The following is a 24,144-nucleotide window of genomic DNA, read 5'->3' as shown; positions in this document are numbered from 1 at the left end:
ATTATTTAACAATTTCAAATTATTTAGTAAGGAAATTGAAAAAAAGTCCCCCCATGCAATAAAGCAACAACGCTTTACACTTTCATCACTTTAACATGGTAATAAATGTATATAGTCCGTTAGCAAACTCAAAATCCTTTTCGAAACCCACATTCTCATACAATGTAATCGCGCGTTTGTTAAAAGCTGCAACAGTTAATCTGAATTTTGTATCCGTTAAAGAATTTTGCAATTCTTTTAGAACAAAGGAAAAGAATTTTAACCCATTACCCTTCCCTGTTAAATCGGGCTTCATGCCGATGCCTACATCGACAGCATCCTCATTATATGCACCCTTCTGCCTTCCCGCTGGCACTTGCGCAGAAATCCCGCTGCAATAAAAACCTATTAGTTTGCCTGCCTGATCAAACACGCCCATGTAGTTTTCTTCAAGAAGTTCATTTATAGAATCATTGTTCATTTCGTTGTTATAAAGGTCATACGGCGGATCATACTTCCAGGACAAAATTTCCATAGCTTGTTCTTTGGTTAATTTTTCACTCTTTAATTCCATTAGGTTTCCTCCAGAAATAAATTGTACATTTGTGTATTAGTTCTTCTTTTAAAGAAAGAATCCTTTAAATTCGCTAGTGGAAAGTGATTTATTAATTTATTTGTCATTTTTCTGTAATAACATGTTTAGTAGTTTTAGATACGGGAATAATAGAAGTAACAAAAATAAATGACAGGAGCGATTACATAATGATTACAACATTTGCATTATTAGGTGGGGCTTTCGCAATCGCCGCTGGACTGAATTTCTTCGCAGTGAATGAAAATGCTTTTATGGATGATGAAGCAATTAATTAATGGGACACTGAGTGCAGTGTCTCTTTTCTTTTTGTCTATTTTTTGTATTTTTTAGGTAACGCAGGAAATACTAGAATAGAAGAGAATTATAAATGCATAAGATTCTAACCTCATTTTAAAAGGGAGGTACGGAAAATGCAGACACCTGAAATACTTGAAGGTGAACTTGTCCAATTATGCAAGTTAAAAGAAGAAGATTTAGATTTATGGTGGGGGCTGATCCACAATGATGAACATCCAGAATGGAAGAAATGGGATGCTCCATATTACCCTCTTAAACACATTGAGCTTGAAAAATTCAAGGAACAGATGACGAATCTCATTCATCAGGGATATGACAGAAAATATCTCATTAAAGTAGATGAGGAAATTATCGGAATGGTAACGTACTATTGGGAGCATGAATCCTCTCAATGGCTAGAGATTGGGGTAGTCATTTATCTGCCGGAATTTTGGAATGGAGGTTTTGGAACCGATGCCCTTAAGGTATGGATCGAACATCTTTTTAAAACCTTTCCAATTCCGAGAATCGGCTTTACCACCTGGTCTGGGAATTCCAGGATGCTCACTGTCGGAAAAAAACTGGGTATGGTCGAAGAAGCCCGCATCAGGAAATGCCGGCTCTACAACGGAAAATATTATGATTCCATTAAAATGGGACTGTTAAGAGAAGAATGGGAAGTTCAAAATATTTAATATTGAGCAGAATCCTTTTTATTTCAATTGCAATCCTGCAGTAATTTTATATCAAAAGGAGTTTTGTCCGCTGCAAAGGCTCTGCTGACAGAACTCCTTACCGGAGAGATCCTTCAATGATCTTAGACATATAAAATTCATTCATATAGTGACCATTGATTAACAAGGAATTTTTCTTGGTCCCTTCTATTTCAAAACCCATTTTTTTATATAATCCAAGGCCTGCATGGTTGTCAGCTACTACGGTCAATTCAAGTCTGTGGAGCTCTGCTGCTTCAGCCCATTTACATAGTTCTTCAAAAAGGTTCGTTCCGACTCCCCTTCCGCGATTCCCTTCCTTTATTCCGATCACAAGATAAGCTGAATGCTTATTTCTCTTCGCATTTCCACCCTTTGCGATTAAATAGCCGATTAAATCCCCTTCATCTTCAGCAAGGAAGATGGTTGAATTGCTTTCATTTTTAATAGCTTGGATCATCTTTCTTTGTCCACTGGGATTAAACGATCTTTCTCCTGGACCAAAAAGCATATATTTCGAGTTGTTTTCTACCTCTTTAATTAAAACAGCAAATTTTTCTGCATCCTCTTCTATTGCTTGACGAATAATCATTTTAAAACTCCTTGTTATTTTCTGAATGTTCTACTTCTTCCCATTATATATTACTCATAAAAAAACAGAGGAAAAAACCTCTGTTTTAGGAAAAAATATTCTTTATGCTATCGAACAATTCTTTAAAGAAGTTTGAAACTGATTGAAGGAAACCTTTATCACCAACCGCTTCTTCGATTCTTTTCTGGATATCATTCGATAAATTTTCTAACTGGGATTGAACATTGTCAAAGTTGATATTCAGGTCCCGCATTTTATTGAATAAATCCACAAGCAGCTGTCTGTCTTCAGGACTTAGCTGAATATCCAGGGCCTTTAACTTTTCATCAATGATTTTCTCGATTTCTTCTTTTGTTGCAGGGTTTTGTTCCGCGATTTCTTTTTTTATTTCAGTTAACAGTTCACTAACTTTATCCTGATCCAGCCCTTCTTTTTTTGCCAGGTTCGTTGCCAGATTCAATTCTTGGTTCGCCACTTCAGTACGGTCCTTATTAAGTGCAGTTCCGTCACCCTCATCATAAGCTTTGTAAATTCCAACAAGAGCAGAGTGGCCGGTAACCTTGACAGGTGAAGCAACATCCACAATTGCATCCTCAATACCCGCAGTTAATAATGCGTTAGCATACATCTCATCTGTTACTTCTGTTATATTCTCTGGAGTGACCTGGTTGATCACCAGGCCTTCTCCAGTATCCTTTCTTGTGATCTTTGCAGATGAATACATATTGGAATGTTCATCTCCGTCAATATAGGTGACAAGGTCTTTGCCCGTGACGATGATCTCTTTTACTTTCGCAGGGTCATTAACACCTAATAACTCCCTGACTTCCTCCTTCTGTTTTTCGGAAAGAGCTTCCCCATAAACGATAATTGGCGGGCCATATTTCTCGTTTATGGCATCATCATCGTTGCCATTTGAAGCGAATGCAGGAAAAGCTGCACTGCCCACAGCAATGGCAAGCAAGCTGAACACTGCAGCAAGTTTCATTAGTCGGTTTAAAATCATGTTGGTTTCTCCTTTTTAAAAGTACGATTGTTAAATTACAATACCCGTTTTCGTGTTGATTCAACACATGAAAAATCATAGTGGAATTTCAAATATGTCACTAATTAAACATTATTAATTAGAATCAGCTGCATCCATTTTTTCTGCTTTCTTTTCAAGGTTTCGGACCCGATGCATTAAGTTGAAGATTAAGGTCGTGATGAAGCTTAACTGAATGAACAGGAAGATTCCTATAAAAAATGCTGAATCGATATTAGTACCTGAGAAAAGAAACATTAATAAATAGAATGCAAGAATTCCTCCAATGATGTTAGCAATAAAAATAAACAGCCAATTATCCATAATACCCCGCCTTTGTGAATGTACAATAATATATACGACCATTTTTCTATAAAGGTTTCAACAAACAATGATTAATCCTCATCCAATTCCTGCTTATCTACATACATGATATGGTCAATCAAAGAATCTCCTGTTCCAAATCCGTTATTTTCTTTCGGATATGGTGGATAATCATCATTTCCTTCCTTTGACATAGAGCGCCAACCAAAATGATATTGAGGCGGCGGGAAAAAATCAGTAAACATTTGATTTTGAACTGTAGAGGAAATCAGTTTTTCTTCGGACAGCATAAAAGCACGCCATTGTTCAGGAATCTTAGAGTGACCGTATGACGATTCTTCCTCAATATCCACTTGGAAATCCATTTGAATTTTCGGCTGATAGTGATGCTTTCCATCTGAAATCGAATAGCCGCGGTCTTTCATTAAATAAAATGTTAGATATTCCAAATGATTGTCAGGATGAAAATTCCAAACGATAAAATGAGAATTTGGATTTTTGGGGTCGATTCTCCAGATTCTTGGAGTGGTGCCCGTATCAATACTTACAAATTGCCATTCATGCTTCTGCCATTGCCAAAAGCTTAATCCGTAACCCTCTGTATTTGTAATAAACGGGACATAAACATGTTTTTGATCAAGAAAGACTACCTTTTGAATTTCTTTAATGTTGGCTTCAGGAAATGTCTTCATCATTTTGTTGATTGCTTCGTGCTTGTCAGGAAACTTTTCAGCCGGAGCAAAATAGTACCACCAGCCTATCGCTCCAAATGCTATGATCACCATGCCCGCAAAGACAAGGAACTTCTTTTTCAACAACAAGCTACTTCCCCCCTTTTAAAAATGATTTCTCCGAACGGAAGTAAAATTGCTCGTTGGCAGCCGAAATTAGAATTCCTTTGCCATCACGTTCCACATAAATCAATGGGTGAATACCGCTTCCCCATCTAGGTTTAACTCCTGCAAGCTGATATGGAAATCTTTCATCCATCTTCGAATGTTCCTCTGCCGTCTCAAAAGTTTCTTGATACCATTGATCACTGTATATCGGATTTTTTTTCATGTTGTCTATCTGATTCCGAAGTGATTTTTGATCTAAAGTTGTCTCGCCAGCAGATGGATGGGTCTTAATAAGATACGTATCCGAGATATCAGATATATAAGTTGTTAATTCATCTTTCGGATAGATGCCAGAATGGATGATTGGGATGATCAGCGACATTGCGAGGAAAAAGTAATTTAAAGAAAATCCAAACCAGGCAAATTTCCTGTATTTCTCCCAGCTCATGCCTTCATTCTTCTTAGAATAAATTCCATATAAAATCCAGACTCCAAGAGGCAGGATCGCCAATTTGATTTGCTGGTCCATATATGGAAGATGGATAGAGAAAGAAAACAAGCCTATAAAAATGATGATGATGAGCTTCCTTATTTTCGGTTTCAGATCCTGCTTTTGATAAAAATGGCGTGTCAAAATCAAGATCACTGCCCACGTCAGGATATTTAAAACTACCTCTGGAGCACTCATGACAATCCACCTCTTTTTTTAAACAGTTTACTATCAAAAAGCACTAATAATATAATATTTCGTCAAGGCAAGGTATTCCCTTGTATAGGACTTGAATACTGCCTGAATCGGGGTTTTAGCAGGTAATCCCCTTAAATCCAGCAACTCGTTATTGGCAATCATCTTTGCACGGAAAAGATGAAAATCATTCGTCACCAGTAAGCCTGTTTTAGCATCTTTAGGGATTAACTTTTTAGAGAATCTGATATTTTCATATGTGTCTGTTGATTGATCTTCCAGAAGTATTCTTGACTCCTCGATACCATATGCCATCAGTTCGCTTTTGATCGACTCAGCTTCGGATATATCTTCACCTGGGCCCTTGCCTCCAGATGCGATGGCGATTGTCTTTGGATTTTGTATTAAATATTCTGCAGCATGGTCGATTCTGAATTGGAGAGCCAAGGAAGGTACTGTACCTTTGACACGAGCGCCAAGCACAATCATATAATCAGCATTCTTTGGAACATCCATTTTCGCATGCTTGATTATATTGTAATGAAGAAACCCTACATAAATCATGGATATTAAAACACCTAGAATCATTATCTTTTTAATCATGATTTTTAAGTCCATATTACGCACCTCTTTGTTTACTACAATAATCTTACCATCCATTTCCATAAAAGGTTTCAAATTTTCAAAAAAATATTTTTAGTATCTATTCCTTTACTACAAAATTCGAGATTTTTTTTGTTAAAATTCTACGTTTCTTGAACGCAGCTTTTTTTTCAGGAAATCCTGTTGCTTATTCACTTTCTTTGCCGAAAACAGACTAGTTTTGTCATCGAGAGAGGAAAAAATGATTTATGGGCGAAAATTGATAATAATTAAGGAGGGATCATGATGAATACTAGCGCAGTGGCAAAGATGCTTGGAGTATCACCCAGCACAATTCAACGCTGGGTTAAGCAGGCGAACCTTCAAATGGAACGGACAGAATTGGGGCATTATCAGTTTTCTGAGGAAAGTATCTTGATACTGAAAGACATTCAAGAACAGCTAAATAAAGGTGTCTTATTGCAGGATTTGAAAATTAAGGGGAAAAAGCAACGAATAGCAACAGTATCACCACGAAAGCCGGATGGGGCAATGGAAAAACTGATGGAACGCATGAATGAATTAGAAAATAAACTCAACAGAAAGGCAGATGAAGTAGTTTCTTATCAAATTCTTCAGCATCGAAGAGAGATCGAAGACTTGCAGAATGAGGTTGCAAGACTGAATGAAGTAATTTCCAGTCTGCAGGAAGCCGCTGTTCAGCAGGAACAAGAGAACCTAAAGGATAATAAATCGATGTTATCACCAGTATCAACCTTAAGGAAGTTCAAAAAGAGAAACATAATTGGTTCCTTTTTTGGCTTTTAAAATCGCACATCATGGATGTGTTTTTTTTTCGCAAAAAAACAGACCCAAATCTTGAGTCTGTTTTAGGTATCCTTAGTTTAGGCTTTCTGTACGTTTGTCGCTTGCGGGCCACGCTGGCCTTGTTCAACATCAAATGTAACTTCCTGTCCTTCATCTAAAGATTTGTAGCCTTCGCCCTGGATTGCTGAGAAGTGTACGAATACATCTTCGCCGCCTTCACGTTCGATGAATCCAAAGCCTTTTTCACTGTTAAACCATTTTACCTTACCACGTTCCACAATTGTTGCCTCCTAGCGATTTAAAAAAATTGCAATATTACCTTGCGTGATTATTATATCCTTCCAAAAAAATTTTAAACTTGGGAAGGGATATTTTTAACAAAAGTTCAGCCGATAATTTTATTAAGGGTTGCTTCATCACAAATGACAAACATTTTGGCACCTTCTGGAATTTGTTCATTATGCCTTCTTGCAACATCGAGGGCATGGCCATCAGAAATGAGTGTCGCTCCTAAATCGAATAGCTCCATAGCGGCATCCTTATAGGTAATCCAATGATCTTTTTTCTCGATTTCATATAAATTCTCGCCTTCCATATTGCTGAGAAGCTGTTTGAACAGCCTGCTTGAACCTGGATAAATTGCTGCATGTGCCATTAATTTAGAAACAGATTCATTGGAAAGAATAAATTCGTCCACGTTTGCGTGTTCAAACAGCGCAATATGCTTTTCCTTCATTATTTCGGCGATCGTATAAATGTTTTTTTGATGATGTTTTGAAATATGTTCTACTCGTGAGGCAATCAGCAATGTTTTGCCATCAGCATATTCCGGCAGGTCAATTTTGTCATCAGTAAATACTGCTACGGACTTAGATGAAAGAATATTTGCCTGCATCAGGATTTCCTCTTCTGCAGGATTGCCACTGACGAAATGAACCCGGTCGTGATTGATCGGTGACTCGTTGCTATGGTCAACAATTACGATGTCGCATTTTTTATTTGAATTCAGAATTTCATCGACGACATTGGTTAATTTATCTTTGGAGGAGCCTATAAGTATATAATGGTCTTTTCCTTTATAAGCCAACTTCCCTTCCTCCTTCATCTTTTTATATAAAGTCAAACCCTCAAAGATTTTTCCGATGATTATCCCCATTGCCCCAATCCCCACAGTGTAGAGCAAAAGCATGGTAAATAACCTGCCCAGGTCGCTGCTTGGATAATAATCACCATATCCGACTGTTACAACCGTGGTCATGGTCCACCAAATAGCGTCCAGGTATCTTGGAAACGTTTCTGGCTCAAGAGTCTTAATAACCAGACTGCTGAACAGAATCACAGCAATGACAATCAAAATGATTTTCCAAAGGCTGAACTTCATCATTTTGGAAAAAAACTTTTGTAATACCCACATGTAGATCCCCCCTTACTTTCCAGCTAACCCAACAGGCAAATAACATGAAAGGTTGTTGGTGATTTCTCCTCCTACACGAAACCCGATTGCAGCTGGATTGCCATTAATCAGGAAACTTCCAATCAGTTTATGTCCAATCTGGTACCCTTTTGCAGACTTGTACTTAACGAGGGGAAGTTTTTCGAATTTCTGGTAGATGGCTGGGACCGTTTCGTAGTTCTTTTGTTTTTCTTCTAGGAATAGCTCCCCATTCGATCCATAAATCTGGACTGTATCTCCCTCTCTTCCAAAAATCGGCTTTTTTACATAGGGAATTTGATGCTCAATAAAAGGCTCTGGCTCCAAATAGGTCGGCAGGAAGTATTGTTCAATCCAGTTGTGTTCTTCCTCCGTGAAAAATGAATCCTTTCTTTCATGCAATCCCCAAATCACAGCCTGTAAGGACTTGTTTTGCAACAAAAATGCTGAAGGAGGATTGATTATGGCAAGTTTCTTTTTCTCAATCAGATCGATTAGCTGTAAACCAATTTTATTCCCAAGTTCATCCTCATCCAAGATCAGACTTTCTATCGGAAAAGTTTGTCTGTACAGAACATCTATTTTTCTGCCTTTATCATCAAAAAGACCTTCTTGTGGCTTAATTCTCAGCAGATGCAGTGGGATGAATTTCGAAGGGAGTCCGTAAAGTTCCTGCAGATATATTACCGTACTGCGGTCTTCAATATTGTCTTCATGGGCCGTGAAAACCACATACGGTTCAATTTCTTTGATGCGGAAAGCTGACTCAGTAACACTGGCTCTGATCTCTTTCGCCAGCATGCTTTCCATACCTTTATTTGGATCTTCCAATCCAAACTCTTCAGCCACCAGTTTATTAACGAAAAACAGCTCTTTGATAAAAGTTGGAGTGTCTGAATTAATTTCAATGCATTTATATGTATTTTCGGTTTTAACTAAATCCAGCCTTGCGATTACACTTTCTGTTTTTAACGTCTTAAGTCGCAGGAAAGTGAGGGTTTCTTTTGGAAACCCCATGTCTATTAGCGTATGATCATCCACGTTCCTTAACAGTTCACATATTTTGAAGAAAATCAGTCCTGCCCTTTCGGTACAATGTCTTATATCCTCAACTTCCTTTTGCTCCACACTAGATACATCATACAGGGCATATTCTTCTCCATATAGATCAGCCCAAAAATTTATGATCTTGCTGTAAAATTTCCCTCTTTTACAGGAATAGTTCTCCATGTGCTGCCTCCTATTCCTTGCCTGTTTCTTCAAGTTCTTTTACATAAAGAACATATACTCCACGGTCTTCATCAATTTCAGTTGATGTTACAGTCATTTGGCCATACCCCGGTACATCGGTGATATCTTTTAACAGAAAGCGAATGACATCCAAATGGGTACCGCATGGAACAGCTGTAAGAAGCTTATAATTTTCACTTTCTTGATATCTCCTGAATTCTACATGAATTCCCAACCCTCTGTAGCTCTTTTCATCCAGTACGGCGTTATTCCTGCCCCGTGCTTCAAGGACTAGGATTTCTTCATCCCCGTTCATTTCATTAGATACCAGTTCGTATTGGCTGCCTTTTAAAATAAAATAGGTGCAAAGTTGTCGGGAATAAAATTCGTCTGCTCCAACATTGGAGATGGAATACTCATAAAAAGGATTGTAATTTCCTTTGCCATCATGTATATAATAAGTGAGCTTTTTCATTTAGCTTGTTCCCTCCTAATACGAAAGGCTCTTTGCGACAATCCAGCCAACAGACAAGGAAAGCGAGAAGAGAATGACACCGACAGAACGGTTATCTTCTTCAATCGCTTTTTGAAGACTGTACCGTACAGTCATGATTTCAGCAAGGAAGAACACAATGATTTGTGTTAAGATTCCAATGGATCCCCAAATAGCCATATCAAGCAGTGACACTGAATATTCCGCTGCTGCTCCCAGGACAATTGCCAGGCCAAGCATCTTCCCTCCGAGAGAAAGAGCGGCCGTCACATTCTTTTTGCCAATTAATTCGAATTCCTTGATTTTTGGTGTCGCCAGAACAAATAAACCTACCCCAGCAGTTAATAAAATCAATCCTAATCCCAGATAAGCAGCAAAGTTCAAATACAGATTCATGAGTCAGCCTCTCCTTTTATCCGCCAGTCGTGCTTCTGGAACCGCTCCCGAATCCAGAACTGCCACTTGGCGTTGTGTTTTTATATTTGCTGTCAAGCCTTGCTCCTTTGAATGAAGGGCTCTTTTTGTAATTCATATAATCACTGCTTTTATAGAGAAGCGAGCGGTTTGCAAAGAACATACCTGCGAAAAAATAGTGACCAAAATATGGAGAATTCGTATCTTCGCATTCCCACACTCCATCCTCTGCATCCCATTCCCATTCAGAACAGTTAGTGCCTTCTGGGATTGGGGGAATATCCTGTTCATCGCTTGCGCTCCATTCCTGCTCATCAAGCTCTGAACCCTCCTGATCCCATTCGGATTCCGGATAACCCTGCTGGTTGTTGCAACCTGCAATGCCCATCATCAATGCAGTAGCTGATATCCCTGCCATAACCTTTTTCGTTTTGTTCATATGTTTCACCTCTTTCGTTTTAACAATAGTATGTACGGGAGTGAAAGGAAAAAGTTTCAATTATATTCAATATTCCCCCCTCTACAAACAATAGTATTCGTCTTCTTGAATCACTTTCCTCTTTTATTTTTGATGTTCCTTCGGTATCTGTGTAGGCAGCGGATTTTAATTCCAAATTTATGACGACCATTTCCGGACTGGTCTCCTGCTGGTTTTTTTATTAAACCTTTGGTACCCTAATATAAAAATTGCTGCCTTTTTACAGGCAGCGATCATTAGTTTGCTCAGGATTTTTCATTTTTCTTCAAGTCGAAGAAGTCTTCAAAATTAAATTCTTCGTTATTTCCTTGGATCAAAGCAATTTTTGCTAAAATGATTTCAACTAGACATAATCCTGCAAGTGTGGCTATTCCTGAGACCATATTGGATCACTCCTTTTTTCGTTACACATACCATAATTTGTGAAACGCGTTTCAGGTCAAGTCTTTTAATACAAAGAGTGAGGTTTTTTGAAAATGGCCAATATACGAGAAATTGCCCGTCTGGCAGGCGTATCGGTCTCCACCGTCTCAAGGGTGCTCAATGAACACCCATATGTAAGTCCAGAAAAAAGAGACATCGTCCTTAAAACAATTGAAAAATTGGACTATAGCCGCAATATTAACGCTGTTCATTTATCGAAAGGCAAGACAAATATGATGGGGATTGTCCTGCCAACGATCAATCACCCTTATTTTTCAAGTCTCCTTGAAGGTATGGCTGAGGAGGCGATGAAAAAGGATGTTCAGTTAGTCCTTTTTCAAACTGACTATAATCCCCTAAAGGAAATGGAAGCATTGGACCAACTGCGCGGGCATCTAATCGATGGTGTGATTTTCTGTTCACGCGCCATTCAATTTGATCTGTTATTGAAATATAAAGAATTCGGGCCAATTATTTTATGCGAAGATGCTGACCAGGAGCACTTCCCATCCGTTTCAATTATGCATGATGCAGCATTTGAACTTGGGCTCGACTATTTAATTTCTAAGGGTCATGAAAAGATTGCCATTTGCTTAGGGAGACTGGAGGGAACCAACAGCCATAAGCGAAAAAAAGCATATGAAAAGAAATTGGCATCGATCGGCCAAAAAGTGTTAAGTGAATGGGTTCTTGACCAATGTTTGATAATTGATGATGGCAGAAGAGTAATTAATGAATATTGTGGATGGAACGAAAAACCGACAGCATTCCTTGTCGGTAATGACCAGGTGGCAGCTGGGATGATGACTGAAGCGAAGAACAAAGGACTTGATGTTCCTGGTGACATAGCTATAGTGGGCTTTGACAATCATCCTGTTTCCGAAATCCTGGGAATCACCACAATTGGGATTCCTACGAAGCAATTAGGTGCTTCTGCTTTTGATGCATTTATTTTGAAATCCCAAAACGTAAATTACTCAAGGAAGGTTGTACTTCCTTTCCAATTAGTCGCAAGGAACTCTGTATAAAATTATCATTTTTGACAGAGAAATAGCATCCAGCAAGGATGCTATTTCTGCAATAGTTTTAGTTGCGTCGGATTCAATACTTTTTGACTTTACGATCTATTGGATCAATTCGCTCATCCGTCATATAAAAATCATGGCATTCCAATAAGATTTCCTTTAATGATTGAGGCACCCTGTTGGCGTCATAACAGCAAATAGTAACCAATTTTGTAGCCTGAAGCATTTTGTCAGCTTCTGTTTCGTACTCACCTAATGTCTGGAAAATTTCTTTCTGTTCACGCCACTCGACATGTGCCCAAGTTTGGATAGGAATATTGTTTTGCAAAAATGGAGTAATCATTTTATCTAAATAACTCAGTATCGTTTCTTTATGGAAATTACCGCGATAGCAATAAAAATCATAATTGTTGATTGTATGGACCATTTCCATTTGTTCCGGTTTGAGCTCATTTGCAATTCGTTGATTTATATCTATCAAAAGACGATCATTCTCTATGATCATTACATGGTTTCCTAGCTGGATTGCCGAAGAGACATAGTCTAAAAGGTTATTTACATATTTCTCTTGATCCTCAAAAGAATAAAAGATATGTGCTCCTTTATCTTTAACTTCGCTGATCAATTTTTGAAGTTCTTTTTCCATCTTTATCAGTCTCCTTTGGAATCCAAGGAAAACAGACAATGAATTCTCATAATTAGTAATGGGTCTAATGATAGCACACAAAGCAAAATTATTCGATTTATGTTGTTTCCAATTGTACTTTCTGATCCTATATATATACGTCTTAGTTGAAAATAAATTCCATAAGTGAAAAAATGCTTGCAATTAATAACCTATTAATATTTAAAAAAACATCGGACATATAGAGGTCCGATGAAGGGTGAAATCAACTTTTTGTACAGAAATCTACTATTTCAGTCATTTAAAAAGAGTTCTTTATTCCCTTTTGTATATGAGCTCGACCATTATGGGCATTTAAATGCATCTATATAATGCCTGCTACTTGATTGTCAGGCTATTTAATTTCTGTGCCTGGCTGTTTAAGTTTGCTAAAGCCTCTTTATATTCTGATTCCAATCGACTGATGATTTCAGCAGCGGATTCTATTTTCTGAATTGCTCCTACACCCTGCCCGGCGGACCAAATGTCTTTCCAGGCTTTTGCATTCGTTTCTTTTTGCATTGAATCAAAATTGACGATTTCTTTTTTGGACAGTTTCTCAGGGTCAAGTCCTGCCTTCCTGATGCTTGGTTTCAGCATATTTGCTTTCACTCCCGAAAAAGCATCAGTCAGGATGAGGTCGTCCTGAGTAGCATCCACGACCATCTGTCTGTAATCATCGGTTGCCATGCTTTCCTTTGCAACGATGAAACTTGTTCCCATATATGCGAGGTCGGCTCCAGCCGCTTGAGCTGCCAATATGGACTTTCCTGTTGTAATTGAACCTGCAAGAACAATAATACCGTCCCAGAAAGCCCTTACTGAATCAACAAATGCAAAGCTGTTAAGTTCTCCTGCGTGGCCTCCTGCTCCGCTGGCAACTAATATTAGACCGTCAACACCAGTTTCAGCGGCTTTCTTGGCAAACTTAACATCACTTACATCGGAAAACACAAGGCCCCCGTAATCATGTACAATCTCTACAACTTTTTTTGGACTTCCCAATGATGTAATGACTAGTTGCGGCTTGTGTTTTTTTAATAATTCCAGTTCATCATCAAGCCTGCTGTATGAGCTATGCACCACCATATTCATGGCCCAGGGAGCAATTTTCTGATCTGGATCCATCATTCGTGCAGCCTCAAGGTCTGCATTCAGTTTTCCCATCCATTCATCCAGAACCTCAATTGGGCGTGCATTAGGAGCAGGGAACGAACCAATCACACCATTCAGGCAGCAAGCGCTTACAAGTTCAGGTCCTGAAACAAGGAACATTGGTGCAGAGATAGCTGGAATTTTAAGCTGATTCCACCAGTTTTCCGGTATAACTTTATTCATGTTAACATCCCTTCTTTTACATTTCTAAATTTTCTGAATATCTTACTCTATAATAAGTTAACACCTTCAATTTTTCAATAAAGAAGAAAGTTAATTATATTAAAAAAGAATCCGACACATTATAGTGAAGGATTCTTTCTAAGTTTTTGTGTTGCTTTTTTTAGAGCATTCAACAACCGGGAAAAACTAGTATTCTTTTTATCCTCCGGATTTTTTAAGTAACTTCGCCATAAAAATTGGCTCAATTCTTCAATTAAGAGTAAAACGGCTATAGGGAGAAGTATAAGCGAAACCCAGGTCCACATTGTACCGGCTCCTTTCGAAAGGATATATTATCCTATTCAATGCTTTACCTCAAAATGTGCTGTTTATAAACATTCTCTTATTAATTTGGATCCTTATAGGTCATTGCCCTTTCGCTATCATTATATCCTTTTGTGGTAGGATCCTGTACGATTCCAAGCATTGATAAAATCATGAAGACTCCGTTAACCAGCATTAATATTTCATTTTGGACTTGTTCAGTTAACCTGAAATCTGTCCAGCCAAGCATATTCATACCTTCTAAGACTATTTGTGCAACAATCATTAATTGCGAAACGAACGCAATGACCCAGGCTTTATTCTTGAATCTGACACTCCAGTTTATCAACAAAACCATTCCTTCCATTGAGATTTCTGCTTTCTTTATCATATGCCGCAAGGAAGGAGGGTTGTCAGCGTTCGTCTTGTATGTTCTATTTTTTTGTTTTTTTACTTAATCTTTCAATGATATCTTCCCGGTGGACAAAGATGATCATGATCACTAAAATCCCAGCAATTACAGCTGACAAGGCAGAGTGTCCCAAATAATAGATGGAAAAAGGAATAAATAGGAATGCGCCAAGACCTGCAAAGGTAAAACTTTTAACAAAAGGAAATAGCAAAATGAAGCCCGCAACCATTACTCCAGCCAAAATGGGGTCATAAGCCAGGATGCCGCCGATAAATGTAGATATTCCCATCCCGCCTTTGAATTTTAAAGTAATAGGTTTTAGGTGGCCAAGAATCGTGAATCCTAATGCCACTAAAACGATTTCAGGAGTAAATTCAAAATATCTGCCAGCGAATATGATAATTGCCCCTTTGAATGCATCACCAAGGAAGGTCAGCACAAATGACGTCCTCCCATGGACCCGCCCTGCGTTCCGGGCCCCCACATTGCCACTGCCTTCCTTTCGAATATCCTTATTCCCAAGAAATTTAACTACTATATAACCCGCCATTAAACTTCCAATCACATATGAAAGAATAAAATAAAGAAAAAGGTTCAAAATTGACACAACCTGTCTTATAGTATTTTCTAAAATTTATTCGGTAATAAGCCTGTAAATTCCTCTAATTCATCGGAGTATATATAAGGTTAAAGTACGTGAAAAAGCCGGCCTAGTAATAGACCGGCATAGTATTAGCTTCTTCCAATTTTGATTGCTTGTTCAAGTAACTTCTGATCTACATCTTTTTCAAGCAATTCGATGTTTTTTCTGAGATGTTCAAGGTTTTTTGTACCAATTAACACAGAACTGATTCCTGTATTTTCATATAGGAAGTTCAAGGCGAGGGATGATAATAAATCACCATCATTGTTGACCAGGTCGAGCATCTTTTTCAGTTTTGCTGGTTTCATCTCTGCCTGCAAAGCCCTGGAAGTCAGTAAACCCCGTCCTAATCCAGTTCGAATGAATACGCCCAGACCTTTTTCTTCACATAGCTTGATATTTTGCTCATTCTCCTGGTTCAGTAAATGGTATTCCATCTGCATGACATCAAAATCACCAGATAATATGCATTGCCTTGCGAGTTCGCCGTCAATTGATGCGCCGAGAAATCGGATTTTCCCTTCTTTCTGTGCATCCTTCATGGCACGTACAGTTTCACCGTCAGAAATGACTTTCTCTGGTTCGGGGCCAAAGTGGATTTGCATTAAATCAATTACGTCTGCCTTTAAAAGCGTTAAGCTCCTGTCAATCGATTCTTTAACTGCTTTATAGGAAAAATCATAATATGTGGAAGGTTCGTCATTATGTTCTCCGCACTTTGAAGCAAGAATATATTCACCTCGCCTTGCCGAAATCGATTTTCCGATCCGGTCCTCGCTGCGGTGGTAAGCACTTGCAGTGTCAACAAGATTTATACCAAGATCCAGAACTGCATTTAAGACTTTTCCTGCTTCTTCTTCATCAGGCCTTTTTTTATCAGACAATCCCCAGTCCCGGCCAATGGACAATGCTCCAAACCCAATAAAAGTTACGTCTTCATTCATGCTGTGGATTCTTCGTTTTTCGAAGGCTTTCGTCATATGGCAACACTCCAATTATGTATTTCAATGCTGATGTGATTCATTATAGCATTAAAAGATCTTGTTAAAAAAAGAACTGCACCTCTTATTAGGAGGTGCATTCATGAAATATATTCATTTAGGTTCTAGGGACAGCTACTTTTCTGTTGGCGATAAATTGTTTTTTCATATAAAAGAAGAACAACAGGAAAACTCCTCCGCTGACTAGTCGTAATACAGAAGCAATATTCATCAATGTTTCTATTGAGCTGTACTGAAGCAAGTATACGCCTGCTTGAGGAGCAACAAAGCCAATGATCGCAAGCAGGATATTGTATTGTGCAATGCAGCTTCCCCTATTTTCTTCTTTCGTCACTTCCAGTAGTTGATTAAATAGTAATAACACCGTACCTGAAACGAAGAGTCCTGATGTAAAGTTGACGAATGTTAAATAATACATATTGGTCGACAAAATCGTCATGAATGGTGCGCTTGCCATCCCAACCGCTGTCACTGCGAGCATCCGGGAATTGCTGTGCCTGTCAGCCATCCTTCCCCACCACTTATAGCTGATGATCTGTCCAATTTGGTTTGCAACAGTGATGATACTGATCCAAAAACCTGTCATATGCGCTACTTTGATATTGTAAATATTGAAAAGCGGCCAGGCCAGCTGCCAGGCGAAGTTGAAAAACAGCCCGCATATCAGAAAATAAATGAAAGGTCTATGTTTGTATGCATCCCAGCCCAAGTTAAACTTTTTCGCTTCAGCCAAGTTTTCCTTCTTTGGCTCTATATGTTTATTTAAATAGTAAACTTCAACTATTCCAAATGCGAATGCAAAAAGAAACAGAACCTGATAAGGCAGCGGGTTGCTTTTATCAAACCAATGGAGTGCCACGCCAATAATGAAAGTTGTAATCATGCCGGCAATGGTCAATATCCGGTTCCTTTCACTGAAAAAGCTGCTTCTACGGCGATCGGAAACAAGGTCCCCAATAAAGGATTGCCAGCTGAGCATCGCAAATGAACCAGGGAGATTCATCAAACCAATGAGAATGACAAATATCCAGGCACTATACCCTTCTGGCAAGTAAATGACAAAGAACATACCCAGGAGGAATAATCGGGTAAACAGAATCGATAAGCCAGTGAACTTCTTTTTCTCTTGGAGCCTGCTCATGATTACCGTTCCTAAAATCATTGCGAACATCCCAACGATTTGCGGCAATGAACTGATCAGGCCTACCTGATAATTCGTCGCTCCCAGAACTCCAATTGCAAACAGAGCAAAATAGTTACTGCTCATGCTCATGACAATAGTTGAAGCCACTCCATTTATGATACTATTCTTCTCATTTAACTTAGTAATTTCAGAAGGAGATTGCATACAGACCTCTTCTTTCGTTAGGCTTCATAAGCCTTAGGGAGTGTGAAATTATTTTGTATTTCGAAATTTCCACCTAATTTTACTCCTTCTGGTTTTTGCTGGCAATAGGAATTTATACTGTGAATGAAACAAAAAATATTCTGTAAATTAATCGGAGTTCAGAATCAGAAAAAGCAATTTTTCAAAAAACAAAAAAAGGAGCATTGAGAGCTCCTTTCGTCCTTATTCTATACATTTCTTAATACTAAATATAATTGGTTATTGCGTTCACTTTTTTCCTCATCTGATGCGAGGTCGTATTTTTTCAGTAAGTGGAAAACTTCATTCAAGATATCCTGAGTATGACTTTCCTGGAAAAATTGTGCGAATAGTGGCTGCATATCCTCCGGCAAAAATTCCATTTGCGATTCGAATTTCTTTTTTACATCATCATGTGTATGATCAATTTTACATTCTCCCATTGCAATCACTCCTTTATGTATATATTTAGAATACCAGACTCTTTTAACCTTTACCCAAAGTTAATGTTTCTTAGCTAATAGAAAGAATTTATTCCCCCAATACCTGCTTCCAATTGTCCCAGGCAGTAATATATGCAGGGAAATCCTCGGGATGATGTTTTATACAGGTAGCGAGTCTTAAGTAAAGGCCAATCAGGACTTCTTCATATATCTTTTCACAGGTAAAGTTCAGTTGCCTTGCCGCCGAATCCAAAACTTCCCTTGTCAATTCATTTGGTGAAGAACAAAACGCATAGATAAAATCGTAAATAGGTGGGCCAACCACTGGTGTTGGATCAATAACTCCACAAAGCTCTCCACTTTCAAAAATGAAATTATGGATACCACAATCACCATGAAGCAAATATGGCTGCACCAATGAATATCTGCCGTCTTTGTCAATCAGTGAGAAAACGGATTGATGATCATTTTCGTTAAGATGGCTTTTAATTATGGTTTTAGCTTCGGTGGCTCTTGTGAACATGAAATCTCTCCAAGAATCTGTTGGATCGTCAACCCAACCCCATTTCCCTTCAATTGGAGATGGTTTGTAGTGATTCAATAGATTGTGGATTAATTTACTTAACATAGTGTATTTATCCTTAGAATTTCCTATATTCCCTTCTATGTAGGTGTAGACAAGGTAGTCCTTGCTTAAATGCGTATATAATAAATTTGGCAAGATAGTTAATTCTTCATAAAACTTAAGGTAAAAGGTTTCTGCTTCAACGATTTGCGGTTCATTGCGCTTTACAACAATATTAGGCTCAATCAAAAATAAATCACTTACCGTTCCCCCGCTTAGCTTTTTGAAGCCAGCATCTTCATTATTGATCAAACCCTGTTTTGTGAGATCCTTTAATATCTGATAAATAATCATCTTTGCAGTCCTCCAGGCCTTAAGTTTGAAAATAGTATGGTACAGATGAGCTTTGCAAAGACTCTACTCCACTTTGATAGTATGGCATTAATTTATTTGCTTCTTTTGTATCGATCCACATTACTTGTGAAATCTCGGATTCATCTCTGGTGAAAATTTCTCCATTGGTGATCTTGGCTTTGAATGTAATGAAAAAAACATGAACTCCAAGGTCTTCCCTGAACCTCTCATTCACAGCGACAATGCTGCCGGCCTCAATGGTAAGGCCCATTTCTTCCAAAGTTTCTCTGACTGCAGCATCTTTTAATGTTTCTCCTTTGTTTACTTCTCCCCCAGGAAGTGACCAGCCTCCACCAACATTATTAACCATTAAAACCTTCTTCTTTTGATCATCAAATAGTAATGAGTACACGACGTCCACTCTTCTCAATACAAATTCCCCTATCCTTAAGGACTCTTAAACCAACCGAAAGATCCTCTCGCTTTTAACTAAAAGTATATATTCTTTAGTTAATGCGTATTTCCTTCTTCTGAAAAAATAAGAATGAATTTAGAAAAACGAACCAAAATAAGGAGGTCGAATTGAATTAAAAGGAGAAGATATCAATGGGAAAACTTTTACAAAAGATTGTACTAATACTTTTGATGTTAAGTGTAGCGATGCCTCATATGGAAATTGCAGCACAAGGCAAAAATCATGATCGCCAGCATTGTAATTGGCATGAGGTTATCAAACTGAAAAATGACATGAGAAAATTATGGATCGATCATGTTGTCTGGACAAGAGAGTATATTAAAAGTAATGTGGGCGGTCTTGAGGATCAGGAAGCTGTACTAGCGAGGCTTTTAAAAAATCAGAAGGATATTGGAAATGCTATTAAGCCATATTACGGAGAGGAAGCAGGTAATCAATTAGCAGCATTGCTGACGGACCATATTGTAATTGCAGGTAAATTAGTAGAGGCCGCAAAAACGAATGATCAAGAAAATTTTAATAAACTGAATAAAGATTGGTACAAAAATGCTGATGATATCGCTATATTTCTAAGTAAAGCCAATCCAAAACTGAATGAGAAAGAACTTAAAGACTTCCTCCATATGCATTTAAAACTAGTCACGGACGAAGTGACAACCAGATTAAATAAAGAATGGGAAGCAAATATCCTAGCATTTGATCAAGGAAAAGAACATATGATCATGTTTGCGGATATACTTTCTAAAGGAATAAAAAAACAGTTTCCTGAAAAATTCCGGTGCAGCCGAAAAAAATGAAGCTCGCAATTTGCGAGCTTCATTTCTTGTGTAACCAATCTTTAGACAAAAGAATTTATGTCTTTTTAAACCGAACCTTCAGGAGCTACTAATTCTACCTTTATTCTGTCAGGATCCTCACAAAATAATGCATAGTAGTTTTTCCCTCCTGCAAAGGGATACCTGTCCTGATATAGTAACGGCACACCCCTAGCTGACAGCTTCGAAACCATTTGATCAACATGGTCCTTTGAATGTGCGAAAAATGCAAGATGATTTAAACCAGTTTGAGAACGGTGATATCGATTTTGTATAAACCTTTCCTCTGTTTGGACAAATACTAAATATGTATTTTCAAATTTCCAGCTGATTCCCTTCTCCCATTCTTGATATATTTCATAATTCAAATCAGTTAAAAACCAATCCCAAAAATCCCTTGTCTTTTTCAAATCCGAAACATTAATTTCTACGTGATGGATCATGTTTGCACCCCTTCATCTGACAGAAATTCGTATTGAATTTTCCTTTAGTGGAAATAATAACTTAAAATCCAAAAGGAAGTCATAATATGTATTTATTTATGGTTGTAGCCGTTTACATAATTTTTGGATATTTTTTTGTGGACTGGAAACGCTGGAAGGAATACTATCCAACAGTCCAGTTCTATGTAATTTGCAATCTTCTTTATAACTTCATTTTCTATAATCATACCTTATGGGCTTACAAACCGAAATCTTCATGGCTGAATCATACTTTCATTGACTTATCTTTCAGCTTTATCATCATCCCAATTGTGTTAATGATTTTTTTAAGATACTATCCTAAAACATTCAATAAACGGTTGATCTACATAACCATATGGGTTGTTTATTTTACCTTCATTGAACTCCTGTTCCAAAAAAAAGGTCTGTTTATTTATGACAATGGCTGGGGGTTGCTCAATTCTGCATTTTTCAATGTCATAATGTTTACAATTCTAGGCCTTCATTATAAGCGTCCATTACTTGCAATCCTGGTGTCGATCCCTATCGTGGCAATTTTGCTCTACTTCCACCACCCTTCTTTCGCTGATTTAAAATGACTTGAAACCGGAAGGAATTCCAATCAATGCCTAATACCCTCAGCACACCTTTGTTTATTATACTTCTTTTCACATCATATTTATTGATGTTCCTTTATTTATATCGCAAGAAATGATTAGTCAACTGCAATGAGGTCAGGCTTCTGCTTTGCTTCATCTCGTTCACTGAGAATATAATAGATTAAAAAGATTTATGGGAGAACAAATGATACGTACTATTTCTGTTCATTCAACAGGACAAATTCTAAAGGGAAAAAGTATTCCTGATTTAATTACTAATGATGATCACTGGTATTGGATTGATTTTACATCACCTACCAATGAAGAAATTGAGCTGCTTAAGAATCCACTCAAATTTCACCCATTATCGATAGAGGATTGTATTCACACACTGCAAAGACCGAAGCTGGATTATTATGATGATTATCATTTTTTTGTTTTTCAGGCGCTGGACGCTGATACAATGCAAAAAGAAGAAGTGGATGTTTTTTTAGGACCAAATTATATTGTAACATTTCATAACACCGAGAACCGGGAAATTGATGATGTCTGGCAGCGGCTGGAGCTTGCGAAAATGCCTGTGAATTGGAACCCTTCAATTGTCCTTTATCATGTTTTGGATAAAATCGTGGATAATTATTTCCCTCATGTTTATAAAATCGAAGATGTATTGAATGATATCGATGAAAACTCTGCTGGCCGTTCAATGGAAGAATTGCTTGAGGATCTGTTTGATACAAGGCATGAACTTCTCTCGTTGAGACATACCATTACTCCAATGAGGGATCTCGTATATCGCATGATCAATTCTCATCGATTAGCTGGAATCTTAGCCCAGAAGGAATACTTTGCAGATATTCATGATCACCTGCTGAGACTTGGTGAAAAGGTTGAGGCCAGCCGTGAATTGACAACAGATATCAGGGATAGCTATCTCTCGATGAATGCACACGAAACAAATCGGGTTATGAAGGTACTGACTGTTATCACGACAATCTTTATGCCTCTAACTTTCATAGCAGGTATTTACGGGATGAACTTCGAAAATATGCCAGAGCTAAATTGGAGGTTTGGCTACTACGGAGCTTTATTTACCATGTTATTCATTGGCATAACAATGTTTTTCTGGTTCAGGAAAAAGGGCTGGTTTAAATGACGAAGACAACTAAAAACCATTGAAGCTACGCTTCAATGGTTCCTTTCATTCTGATTTTCAATTTTCTCTTGTTCCTCCAGATGATCCTCTATCAAACACTTACTGACAATAATTAACCCAGTAAAAAAGAAAGCGAATGTAACGGCCAAGGTCAAATAATAGTAAGCAAGCAAAGAAGCTGCGCATGTCCAAAGGAGCCATAGGTATTTTTCGCGGTGATTAGCCATTTACCTCCTCCGCCTTCCAGTAGATTTGGCTGATCGCTTCTGCTAAAGCTTCGACGGTATTTTTCAGTTCCTTCATATTGTTATCAACCCCACCCACTTCAACGACCAGCGAGTTACCATGTAAATCCTGATTGTAAATCCCGTCCACAAGTTCCCCCTTTTTTGGAAGCACACCTTTACTGATTCCAGGATAATTTTTATTAAGCATTTGGTGAAGTTCATTTGCGAATTTCAGATTCTTTTGGAAGTTTTTATTTTCCTCGCCAATGACGAAAACCAGCTTTGCATAAGGTTCGTTGTTAATGATAGCTGTGGTCGAATCCTTCCTAACAGAGTCACGGTGCAGGTCGATGAAATAGTCCAATTTTTTGTTGCCAGCCATGGCACTTTGCACCAACGAGCGGGATATGTTGTATGATTGTGGATAGAACCACCCTTTCTTTTCCAACTCCTTACCAATATTGGTTTTGTCTACGCGGGCTCCAATGCCTCGATTCTCTAATTCTTTCCCTAGCAGCTCGCCTACTATTGTTATATTGGTTTTACCATCTACAGCCTCGTCAACATTCTCTGCTCCCTCTAATCCAAGCAAAGGCAAATAGGATTCCCAGCTATGTGTATGGTATATGAATACCGATTTTTCAGTTGGGGAAGCTCCAGACGAAATGTTGCCGCTGTTCAACTCCTTCAATTCGTTTGCTGCCATATTCCTCTCCTGCAGCAACACTTCAAGTGGCGGCGCCGATTCAATCGGGATATCCGTAAAATCGACACCTTCCTCAGCAATCAGGAAATTGGAATCAAAGGCCATGAAACCAGGGATTTCACTTCTAATCAGGCTCCTGATATCATTCATTTCAATATTCGTAATTAATTTAAACCCTGTAGACAGTACTGAAATTTCTGCGTTCGATCCGGTTAATGCATGTCCAATCAAAGGGTTTTCATAGCTGATGATTCTGAGAAACATTTCAGCTCCAATATCCCCGTTCACTTTAAACTTAAAAAAGCTAATATTGGACGATGATATAAAACCTGCCACCAGGAACAAACTTAATGTACAGACCAGCACCATCAAAATCATCATGAATTTTCTATATGCATTGTTCAACATTTCGATCATTCCATCACCCTTTTGCTTTTCATCTCTTAAAATGAATTTTTCTGGATTGATACCCTCTATTTATTCAATAAGTATGTAAAACTAGCGTTATTTAGACTAAAAAACGCCTGGACAATGTCCAGACGTTAACTTTGTAAAAATCATAAAATTCACTTCGAGAAATGTCCAGCTCCAGCGCCTAGCCCCTCGAGACGCTTCGATCCTGCCAATGAAGTCAAAGAACGACTTCACCTTCATGCCCTCCAGCGCTTGTCGGGGCTGACCAAGGCGCTAACGCTTTTCTTT

Annotated in this window: 32 protein-coding genes; 6 read left to right on the top strand and 26 right to left on the bottom strand. The window is 38.2% G+C overall.

Annotated features, from left to right (window positions below; genetic code table 11):
- Window positions 1–85 precede the first annotated feature (85 nt).
- Window positions 86–553: a GNAT family N-acetyltransferase gene (locus ACXAEA_RS10955; RefSeq protein WP_475095911.1), complete on the bottom strand. Its 468-nt coding sequence runs from the start codon at window positions 551–553 to the stop codon at window positions 86–88.
- A 431-nt stretch (window positions 554–984) separates the two neighbouring features.
- Here ACXAEA_RS10955 and ACXAEA_RS10950 point away from each other — a divergent pair, with 431 nt between their 5' ends.
- Window positions 985–1,545, top strand: a complete 561-nt coding sequence (locus ACXAEA_RS10950; protein WP_475095910.1) for a GNAT family N-acetyltransferase — start codon at window positions 985–987, stop codon at window positions 1,543–1,545.
- A 97-nt stretch (window positions 1,546–1,642) separates the two neighbouring features.
- Here the strand turns inward: ACXAEA_RS10950 and ACXAEA_RS10945 are convergent, their stop codons facing one another.
- The 6 genes from ACXAEA_RS10945 to ACXAEA_RS10920 all read right to left on the bottom strand — a co-directional run bounded on the left by ACXAEA_RS10945 (window position 1,643) and on the right by ACXAEA_RS10920 (window position 5,645).
- Window positions 1,643–2,155 (bottom strand): N-acetyltransferase family protein, encoded by a 513-nt coding sequence (locus tag ACXAEA_RS10945; protein ID WP_475095909.1) that lies wholly within the window; start codon window positions 2,153–2,155, stop codon window positions 1,643–1,645.
- Window positions 2,156–2,240: 85 nt separating this feature from the next.
- Window positions 2,241–3,161, bottom strand: coding sequence for a DUF1002 domain-containing protein (locus tag ACXAEA_RS10940; protein WP_475095908.1), 921 nt, complete (start codon window positions 3,159–3,161; stop codon window positions 2,241–2,243).
- Window positions 3,162–3,275: 114 nt separating this feature from the next.
- Window positions 3,276–3,503: a hypothetical protein gene (locus ACXAEA_RS10935; RefSeq protein WP_475095907.1), complete on the bottom strand. Its 228-nt coding sequence runs from the start codon at window positions 3,501–3,503 to the stop codon at window positions 3,276–3,278.
- Window positions 3,504–3,574: 71 nt separating this feature from the next.
- Window positions 3,575–4,324 carry a hypothetical protein gene (locus tag ACXAEA_RS10930; RefSeq protein WP_475095906.1) on the bottom strand — a complete coding sequence of 250 codons (750 nt, stop codon included), beginning with the start codon at window positions 4,322–4,324 and terminating at the stop codon, window positions 3,575–3,577.
- A gap of 1 nt (window position 4,325) precedes the next feature.
- A complete protein-coding gene (locus ACXAEA_RS10925; RefSeq protein WP_475095905.1) occupies window positions 4,326–5,030 on the bottom strand; it encodes a hypothetical protein in 705 nt (234 codons plus the stop codon).
- A gap of 33 nt (window positions 5,031–5,063) precedes the next feature.
- Window positions 5,064–5,645, bottom strand: coding sequence for a YdcF family protein (locus ACXAEA_RS10920; RefSeq protein WP_475095904.1), 582 nt, complete (start codon window positions 5,643–5,645; stop codon window positions 5,064–5,066).
- Window positions 5,646–5,912: 267 nt separating this feature from the next.
- Here ACXAEA_RS10920 and ACXAEA_RS10915 point away from each other — a divergent pair, with 267 nt between their 5' ends.
- The gene (locus tag ACXAEA_RS10915) at window positions 5,913–6,437 is read left to right on the top strand and encodes a MerR family transcriptional regulator (protein WP_475095903.1); all 525 of its coding nucleotides are present in this window, start codon (window positions 5,913–5,915) and stop codon (window positions 6,435–6,437) included.
- Between the two features lie 77 nt (window positions 6,438–6,514).
- On the opposite strand, the gene ACXAEA_RS10910 is transcribed toward ACXAEA_RS10915, so the two are convergent.
- From ACXAEA_RS10910 to ACXAEA_RS10880, 7 genes are all read right to left on the bottom strand, one after another.
- On the bottom strand, window positions 6,515–6,715 hold the full coding sequence (locus ACXAEA_RS10910) for a cold-shock protein (RefSeq protein WP_204545079.1): 201 nt from the start codon (window positions 6,713–6,715) through the stop codon (window positions 6,515–6,517).
- A gap of 107 nt (window positions 6,716–6,822) precedes the next feature.
- Window positions 6,823–7,851 carry an ion channel gene (locus tag ACXAEA_RS10905; RefSeq protein WP_475095902.1) on the bottom strand — a complete coding sequence of 343 codons (1,029 nt, stop codon included), beginning with the start codon at window positions 7,849–7,851 and terminating at the stop codon, window positions 6,823–6,825.
- 12 nt (window positions 7,852–7,863) lie between these two features.
- Window positions 7,864–9,099, bottom strand: coding sequence for a glutathionylspermidine synthase family protein (locus ACXAEA_RS10900; protein ID WP_475095901.1), 1,236 nt, complete (start codon window positions 9,097–9,099; stop codon window positions 7,864–7,866).
- A gap of 10 nt (window positions 9,100–9,109) precedes the next feature.
- Window positions 9,110–9,574, bottom strand: a complete 465-nt coding sequence (locus ACXAEA_RS10895; RefSeq protein ID WP_475095900.1) for an RNA helicase — start codon at window positions 9,572–9,574, stop codon at window positions 9,110–9,112.
- A gap of 15 nt (window positions 9,575–9,589) precedes the next feature.
- Entirely contained in the window at window positions 9,590–9,988 is a 399-nt protein-coding gene (locus ACXAEA_RS10890) for a DUF350 domain-containing protein (RefSeq protein WP_475095899.1), read from the bottom strand.
- Window positions 9,989–10,004: 16 nt separating this feature from the next.
- Window positions 10,005–10,445, bottom strand: coding sequence for an aminotransferase yhxA (locus ACXAEA_RS10885; protein WP_475095898.1), 441 nt, complete (start codon window positions 10,443–10,445; stop codon window positions 10,005–10,007).
- A gap of 284 nt (window positions 10,446–10,729) precedes the next feature.
- On the bottom strand, window positions 10,730–10,867 hold the full coding sequence (locus tag ACXAEA_RS10880) for a hypothetical protein (RefSeq protein WP_475095897.1): 138 nt from the start codon (window positions 10,865–10,867) through the stop codon (window positions 10,730–10,732).
- A gap of 93 nt (window positions 10,868–10,960) precedes the next feature.
- On the opposite strand from ACXAEA_RS10880, the gene ACXAEA_RS10875 reads away from it, so the two are divergent.
- Window positions 10,961–11,935, top strand: a complete 975-nt coding sequence (locus ACXAEA_RS10875; protein WP_475095896.1) for a LacI family DNA-binding transcriptional regulator — start codon at window positions 10,961–10,963, stop codon at window positions 11,933–11,935.
- Between the two features lie 73 nt (window positions 11,936–12,008).
- On the opposite strand, the gene ACXAEA_RS10870 is transcribed toward ACXAEA_RS10875, so the two are convergent.
- The 9 genes from ACXAEA_RS10870 to ACXAEA_RS10830 form a co-directional block, all read right to left on the bottom strand.
- Entirely contained in the window at window positions 12,009–12,578 is a 570-nt protein-coding gene (locus ACXAEA_RS10870; RefSeq protein WP_475095895.1) for an MEDS domain-containing protein, read from the bottom strand.
- Window positions 12,579–12,935: 357 nt separating this feature from the next.
- The gene (locus tag ACXAEA_RS10865; protein ID WP_475095894.1) at window positions 12,936–13,934 is read right to left on the bottom strand and encodes an NAD(P)H-dependent flavin oxidoreductase; all 999 of its coding nucleotides are present in this window, start codon (window positions 13,932–13,934) and stop codon (window positions 12,936–12,938) included.
- Window positions 13,935–14,319: 385 nt separating this feature from the next.
- Complete coding sequence (locus tag ACXAEA_RS10860; RefSeq protein WP_475095893.1) at window positions 14,320–14,604, bottom strand: phage holin; 285 nt, start codon at window positions 14,602–14,604, stop codon at window positions 14,320–14,322.
- 67 nt (window positions 14,605–14,671) lie between these two features.
- Window positions 14,672–15,214 carry a glycerol-3-phosphate acyltransferase gene (locus ACXAEA_RS10855; protein WP_475098118.1) on the bottom strand — a complete coding sequence of 181 codons (543 nt, stop codon included), beginning with the start codon at window positions 15,212–15,214 and terminating at the stop codon, window positions 14,672–14,674.
- Window positions 15,215–15,381: 167 nt separating this feature from the next.
- Window positions 15,382–16,272, bottom strand: coding sequence for an aldo/keto reductase (locus tag ACXAEA_RS10850; RefSeq protein ID WP_475095892.1), 891 nt, complete (start codon window positions 16,270–16,272; stop codon window positions 15,382–15,384).
- Window positions 16,273–16,390: 118 nt separating this feature from the next.
- Window positions 16,391–17,641 (bottom strand): MFS transporter, encoded by a 1,251-nt coding sequence (locus tag ACXAEA_RS10845; RefSeq protein WP_475095891.1) that lies wholly within the window; start codon window positions 17,639–17,641, stop codon window positions 16,391–16,393.
- 227 nt (window positions 17,642–17,868) lie between these two features.
- The gene (locus ACXAEA_RS10840) at window positions 17,869–18,102 is read right to left on the bottom strand and encodes a hypothetical protein (protein ID WP_475095890.1); all 234 of its coding nucleotides are present in this window, start codon (window positions 18,100–18,102) and stop codon (window positions 17,869–17,871) included.
- An 88-nt stretch (window positions 18,103–18,190) separates the two neighbouring features.
- Window positions 18,191–19,021, bottom strand: coding sequence for a phosphotransferase (locus ACXAEA_RS10835; protein WP_475095889.1), 831 nt, complete (start codon window positions 19,019–19,021; stop codon window positions 18,191–18,193).
- 19 nt (window positions 19,022–19,040) lie between these two features.
- Window positions 19,041–19,442 carry an NUDIX hydrolase gene (locus ACXAEA_RS10830; protein ID WP_475098117.1) on the bottom strand — a complete coding sequence of 134 codons (402 nt, stop codon included), beginning with the start codon at window positions 19,440–19,442 and terminating at the stop codon, window positions 19,041–19,043.
- 185 nt (window positions 19,443–19,627) lie between these two features.
- Between ACXAEA_RS10830 and ACXAEA_RS10825 the strand changes: the two genes are divergently transcribed.
- Window positions 19,628–20,293: a glycosyltransferase gene (locus ACXAEA_RS10825; protein WP_475095888.1), complete on the top strand. Its 666-nt coding sequence runs from the start codon at window positions 19,628–19,630 to the stop codon at window positions 20,291–20,293.
- Between the two features lie 65 nt (window positions 20,294–20,358).
- Here ACXAEA_RS10825 and ACXAEA_RS10820 read toward each other — a convergent pair whose 3' ends face one another.
- Complete coding sequence (locus tag ACXAEA_RS10820) at window positions 20,359–20,754, bottom strand: VOC family protein (RefSeq protein WP_475095887.1); 396 nt, start codon at window positions 20,752–20,754, stop codon at window positions 20,359–20,361.
- Between the two features lie 86 nt (window positions 20,755–20,840).
- On the opposite strand from ACXAEA_RS10820, the gene ACXAEA_RS10815 reads away from it, so the two are divergent.
- Both ACXAEA_RS10815 and corA read left to right on the top strand, forming a co-directional pair.
- Window positions 20,841–21,353 carry a CBO0543 family protein gene (locus ACXAEA_RS10815; protein WP_475095886.1) on the top strand — a complete coding sequence of 171 codons (513 nt, stop codon included), beginning with the start codon at window positions 20,841–20,843 and terminating at the stop codon, window positions 21,351–21,353.
- Window positions 21,354–21,558: 205 nt separating this feature from the next.
- Window positions 21,559–22,509 carry a magnesium/cobalt transporter CorA gene (gene corA, locus ACXAEA_RS10810; RefSeq protein WP_475095885.1) on the top strand — a complete coding sequence of 317 codons (951 nt, stop codon included), beginning with the start codon at window positions 21,559–21,561 and terminating at the stop codon, window positions 22,507–22,509.
- 32 nt (window positions 22,510–22,541) lie between these two features.
- On the opposite strand, the gene ACXAEA_RS10805 is transcribed toward corA, so the two are convergent.
- Together ACXAEA_RS10805 and spoIIP are read right to left on the bottom strand one after the other, a co-directional pair.
- Complete coding sequence (locus ACXAEA_RS10805) at window positions 22,542–22,736, bottom strand: hypothetical protein (RefSeq protein ID WP_475095884.1); 195 nt, start codon at window positions 22,734–22,736, stop codon at window positions 22,542–22,544.
- On the bottom strand, window positions 22,729–23,859 hold the full coding sequence (spoIIP, locus tag ACXAEA_RS10800; protein WP_475095883.1) for a stage II sporulation protein P: 1,131 nt from the start codon (window positions 23,857–23,859) through the stop codon (window positions 22,729–22,731). The genes ACXAEA_RS10805 and spoIIP overlap by 8 nt, the downstream gene beginning before the upstream one ends.
- Window positions 23,860–24,144 lie beyond the last annotated feature (285 nt).

The sequence above is a fragment of the Mesobacillus sp. ABV4_180 genome (genome assembly GCF_056158485.1).
The sequence above is the reverse complement of the archived record's forward strand: the minus strand, read 5'-3'. Positions and strand labels throughout refer to the sequence as shown.

Coding starts and splice junctions, on each gene's coding strand:
- ACXAEA_RS10865 (WP_475095894.1), bottom strand. CDS start 13,934: ATGAATAAAGTTATACCGGAAAACTGGTGGAATCAGCTTAAAATTCCA.
- ACXAEA_RS10815 (WP_475095886.1), top strand. CDS start 20,841: ATGTATTTATTTATGGTTGTAGCCGTTTACATAATTTTTGGATATTTT.
- ACXAEA_RS10895 (WP_475095900.1), bottom strand. CDS start 9,574: ATGAAAAAGCTCACTTATTATATACATGATGGCAAAGGAAATTACAAT.
- ACXAEA_RS10925 (WP_475095905.1), bottom strand. CDS start 5,030: ATGAGTGCTCCAGAGGTAGTTTTAAATATCCTGACGTGGGCAGTGATC.
- ACXAEA_RS10890 (WP_475095899.1), bottom strand. CDS start 9,988: ATGAATCTGTATTTGAACTTTGCTGCTTATCTGGGATTAGGATTGATT.
- ACXAEA_RS10900 (WP_475095901.1), bottom strand. CDS start 9,099: ATGGAGAACTATTCCTGTAAAAGAGGGAAATTTTACAGCAAGATCATA.
- ACXAEA_RS10885 (WP_475095898.1), bottom strand. CDS start 10,445: ATGAACAAAACGAAAAAGGTTATGGCAGGGATATCAGCTACTGCATTG.
- ACXAEA_RS10875 (WP_475095896.1), top strand. CDS start 10,961: ATGGCCAATATACGAGAAATTGCCCGTCTGGCAGGCGTATCGGTCTCC.
- ACXAEA_RS10845 (WP_475095891.1), bottom strand. CDS start 17,641: ATGCAATCTCCTTCTGAAATTACTAAGTTAAATGAGAAGAATAGTATC.
- ACXAEA_RS10915 (WP_475095903.1), top strand. CDS start 5,913: ATGATGAATACTAGCGCAGTGGCAAAGATGCTTGGAGTATCACCCAGC.
- ACXAEA_RS10835 (WP_475095889.1), bottom strand. CDS start 19,021: ATGATTATTTATCAGATATTAAAGGATCTCACAAAACAGGGTTTGATC.
- ACXAEA_RS10840 (WP_475095890.1), bottom strand. CDS start 18,102: ATGGGAGAATGTAAAATTGATCATACACATGATGATGTAAAAAAGAAA.
- ACXAEA_RS10955 (WP_475095911.1), bottom strand. CDS start 553: ATGGAATTAAAGAGTGAAAAATTAACCAAAGAACAAGCTATGGAAATT.
- ACXAEA_RS10825 (WP_475095888.1), top strand. CDS start 19,628: ATGGGAAAACTTTTACAAAAGATTGTACTAATACTTTTGATGTTAAGT.
- ACXAEA_RS10870 (WP_475095895.1), bottom strand. CDS start 12,578: ATGGAAAAAGAACTTCAAAAATTGATCAGCGAAGTTAAAGATAAAGGA.
- ACXAEA_RS10945 (WP_475095909.1), bottom strand. CDS start 2,155: ATGATTATTCGTCAAGCAATAGAAGAGGATGCAGAAAAATTTGCTGTT.
- ACXAEA_RS10935 (WP_475095907.1), bottom strand. CDS start 3,503: ATGGATAATTGGCTGTTTATTTTTATTGCTAACATCATTGGAGGAATT.
- corA (WP_475095885.1), top strand. CDS start 21,559: ATGATACGTACTATTTCTGTTCATTCAACAGGACAAATTCTAAAGGGA.
- ACXAEA_RS10905 (WP_475095902.1), bottom strand. CDS start 7,851: ATGTGGGTATTACAAAAGTTTTTTTCCAAAATGATGAAGTTCAGCCTT.
- ACXAEA_RS10805 (WP_475095884.1), bottom strand. CDS start 22,736: ATGGCTAATCACCGCGAAAAATACCTATGGCTCCTTTGGACATGCGCA.
- ACXAEA_RS10860 (WP_475095893.1), bottom strand. CDS start 14,604: ATGGAAGGAATGGTTTTGTTGATAAACTGGAGTGTCAGATTCAAGAAT.
- ACXAEA_RS10880 (WP_475095897.1), bottom strand. CDS start 10,867: ATGGTCTCAGGAATAGCCACACTTGCAGGATTATGTCTAGTTGAAATC.
- ACXAEA_RS10940 (WP_475095908.1), bottom strand. CDS start 3,161: ATGATTTTAAACCGACTAATGAAACTTGCTGCAGTGTTCAGCTTGCTT.
- ACXAEA_RS10950 (WP_475095910.1), top strand. CDS start 985: ATGCAGACACCTGAAATACTTGAAGGTGAACTTGTCCAATTATGCAAG.
- ACXAEA_RS10920 (WP_475095904.1), bottom strand. CDS start 5,645: ATGGACTTAAAAATCATGATTAAAAAGATAATGATTCTAGGTGTTTTA.
- spoIIP (WP_475095883.1), bottom strand. CDS start 23,859: ATGATCGAAATGTTGAACAATGCATATAGAAAATTCATGATGATTTTG.
- ACXAEA_RS10820 (WP_475095887.1), bottom strand. CDS start 20,754: ATGATCCATCACGTAGAAATTAATGTTTCGGATTTGAAAAAGACAAGG.
- ACXAEA_RS10850 (WP_475095892.1), bottom strand. CDS start 16,272: ATGACGAAAGCCTTCGAAAAACGAAGAATCCACAGCATGAATGAAGAC.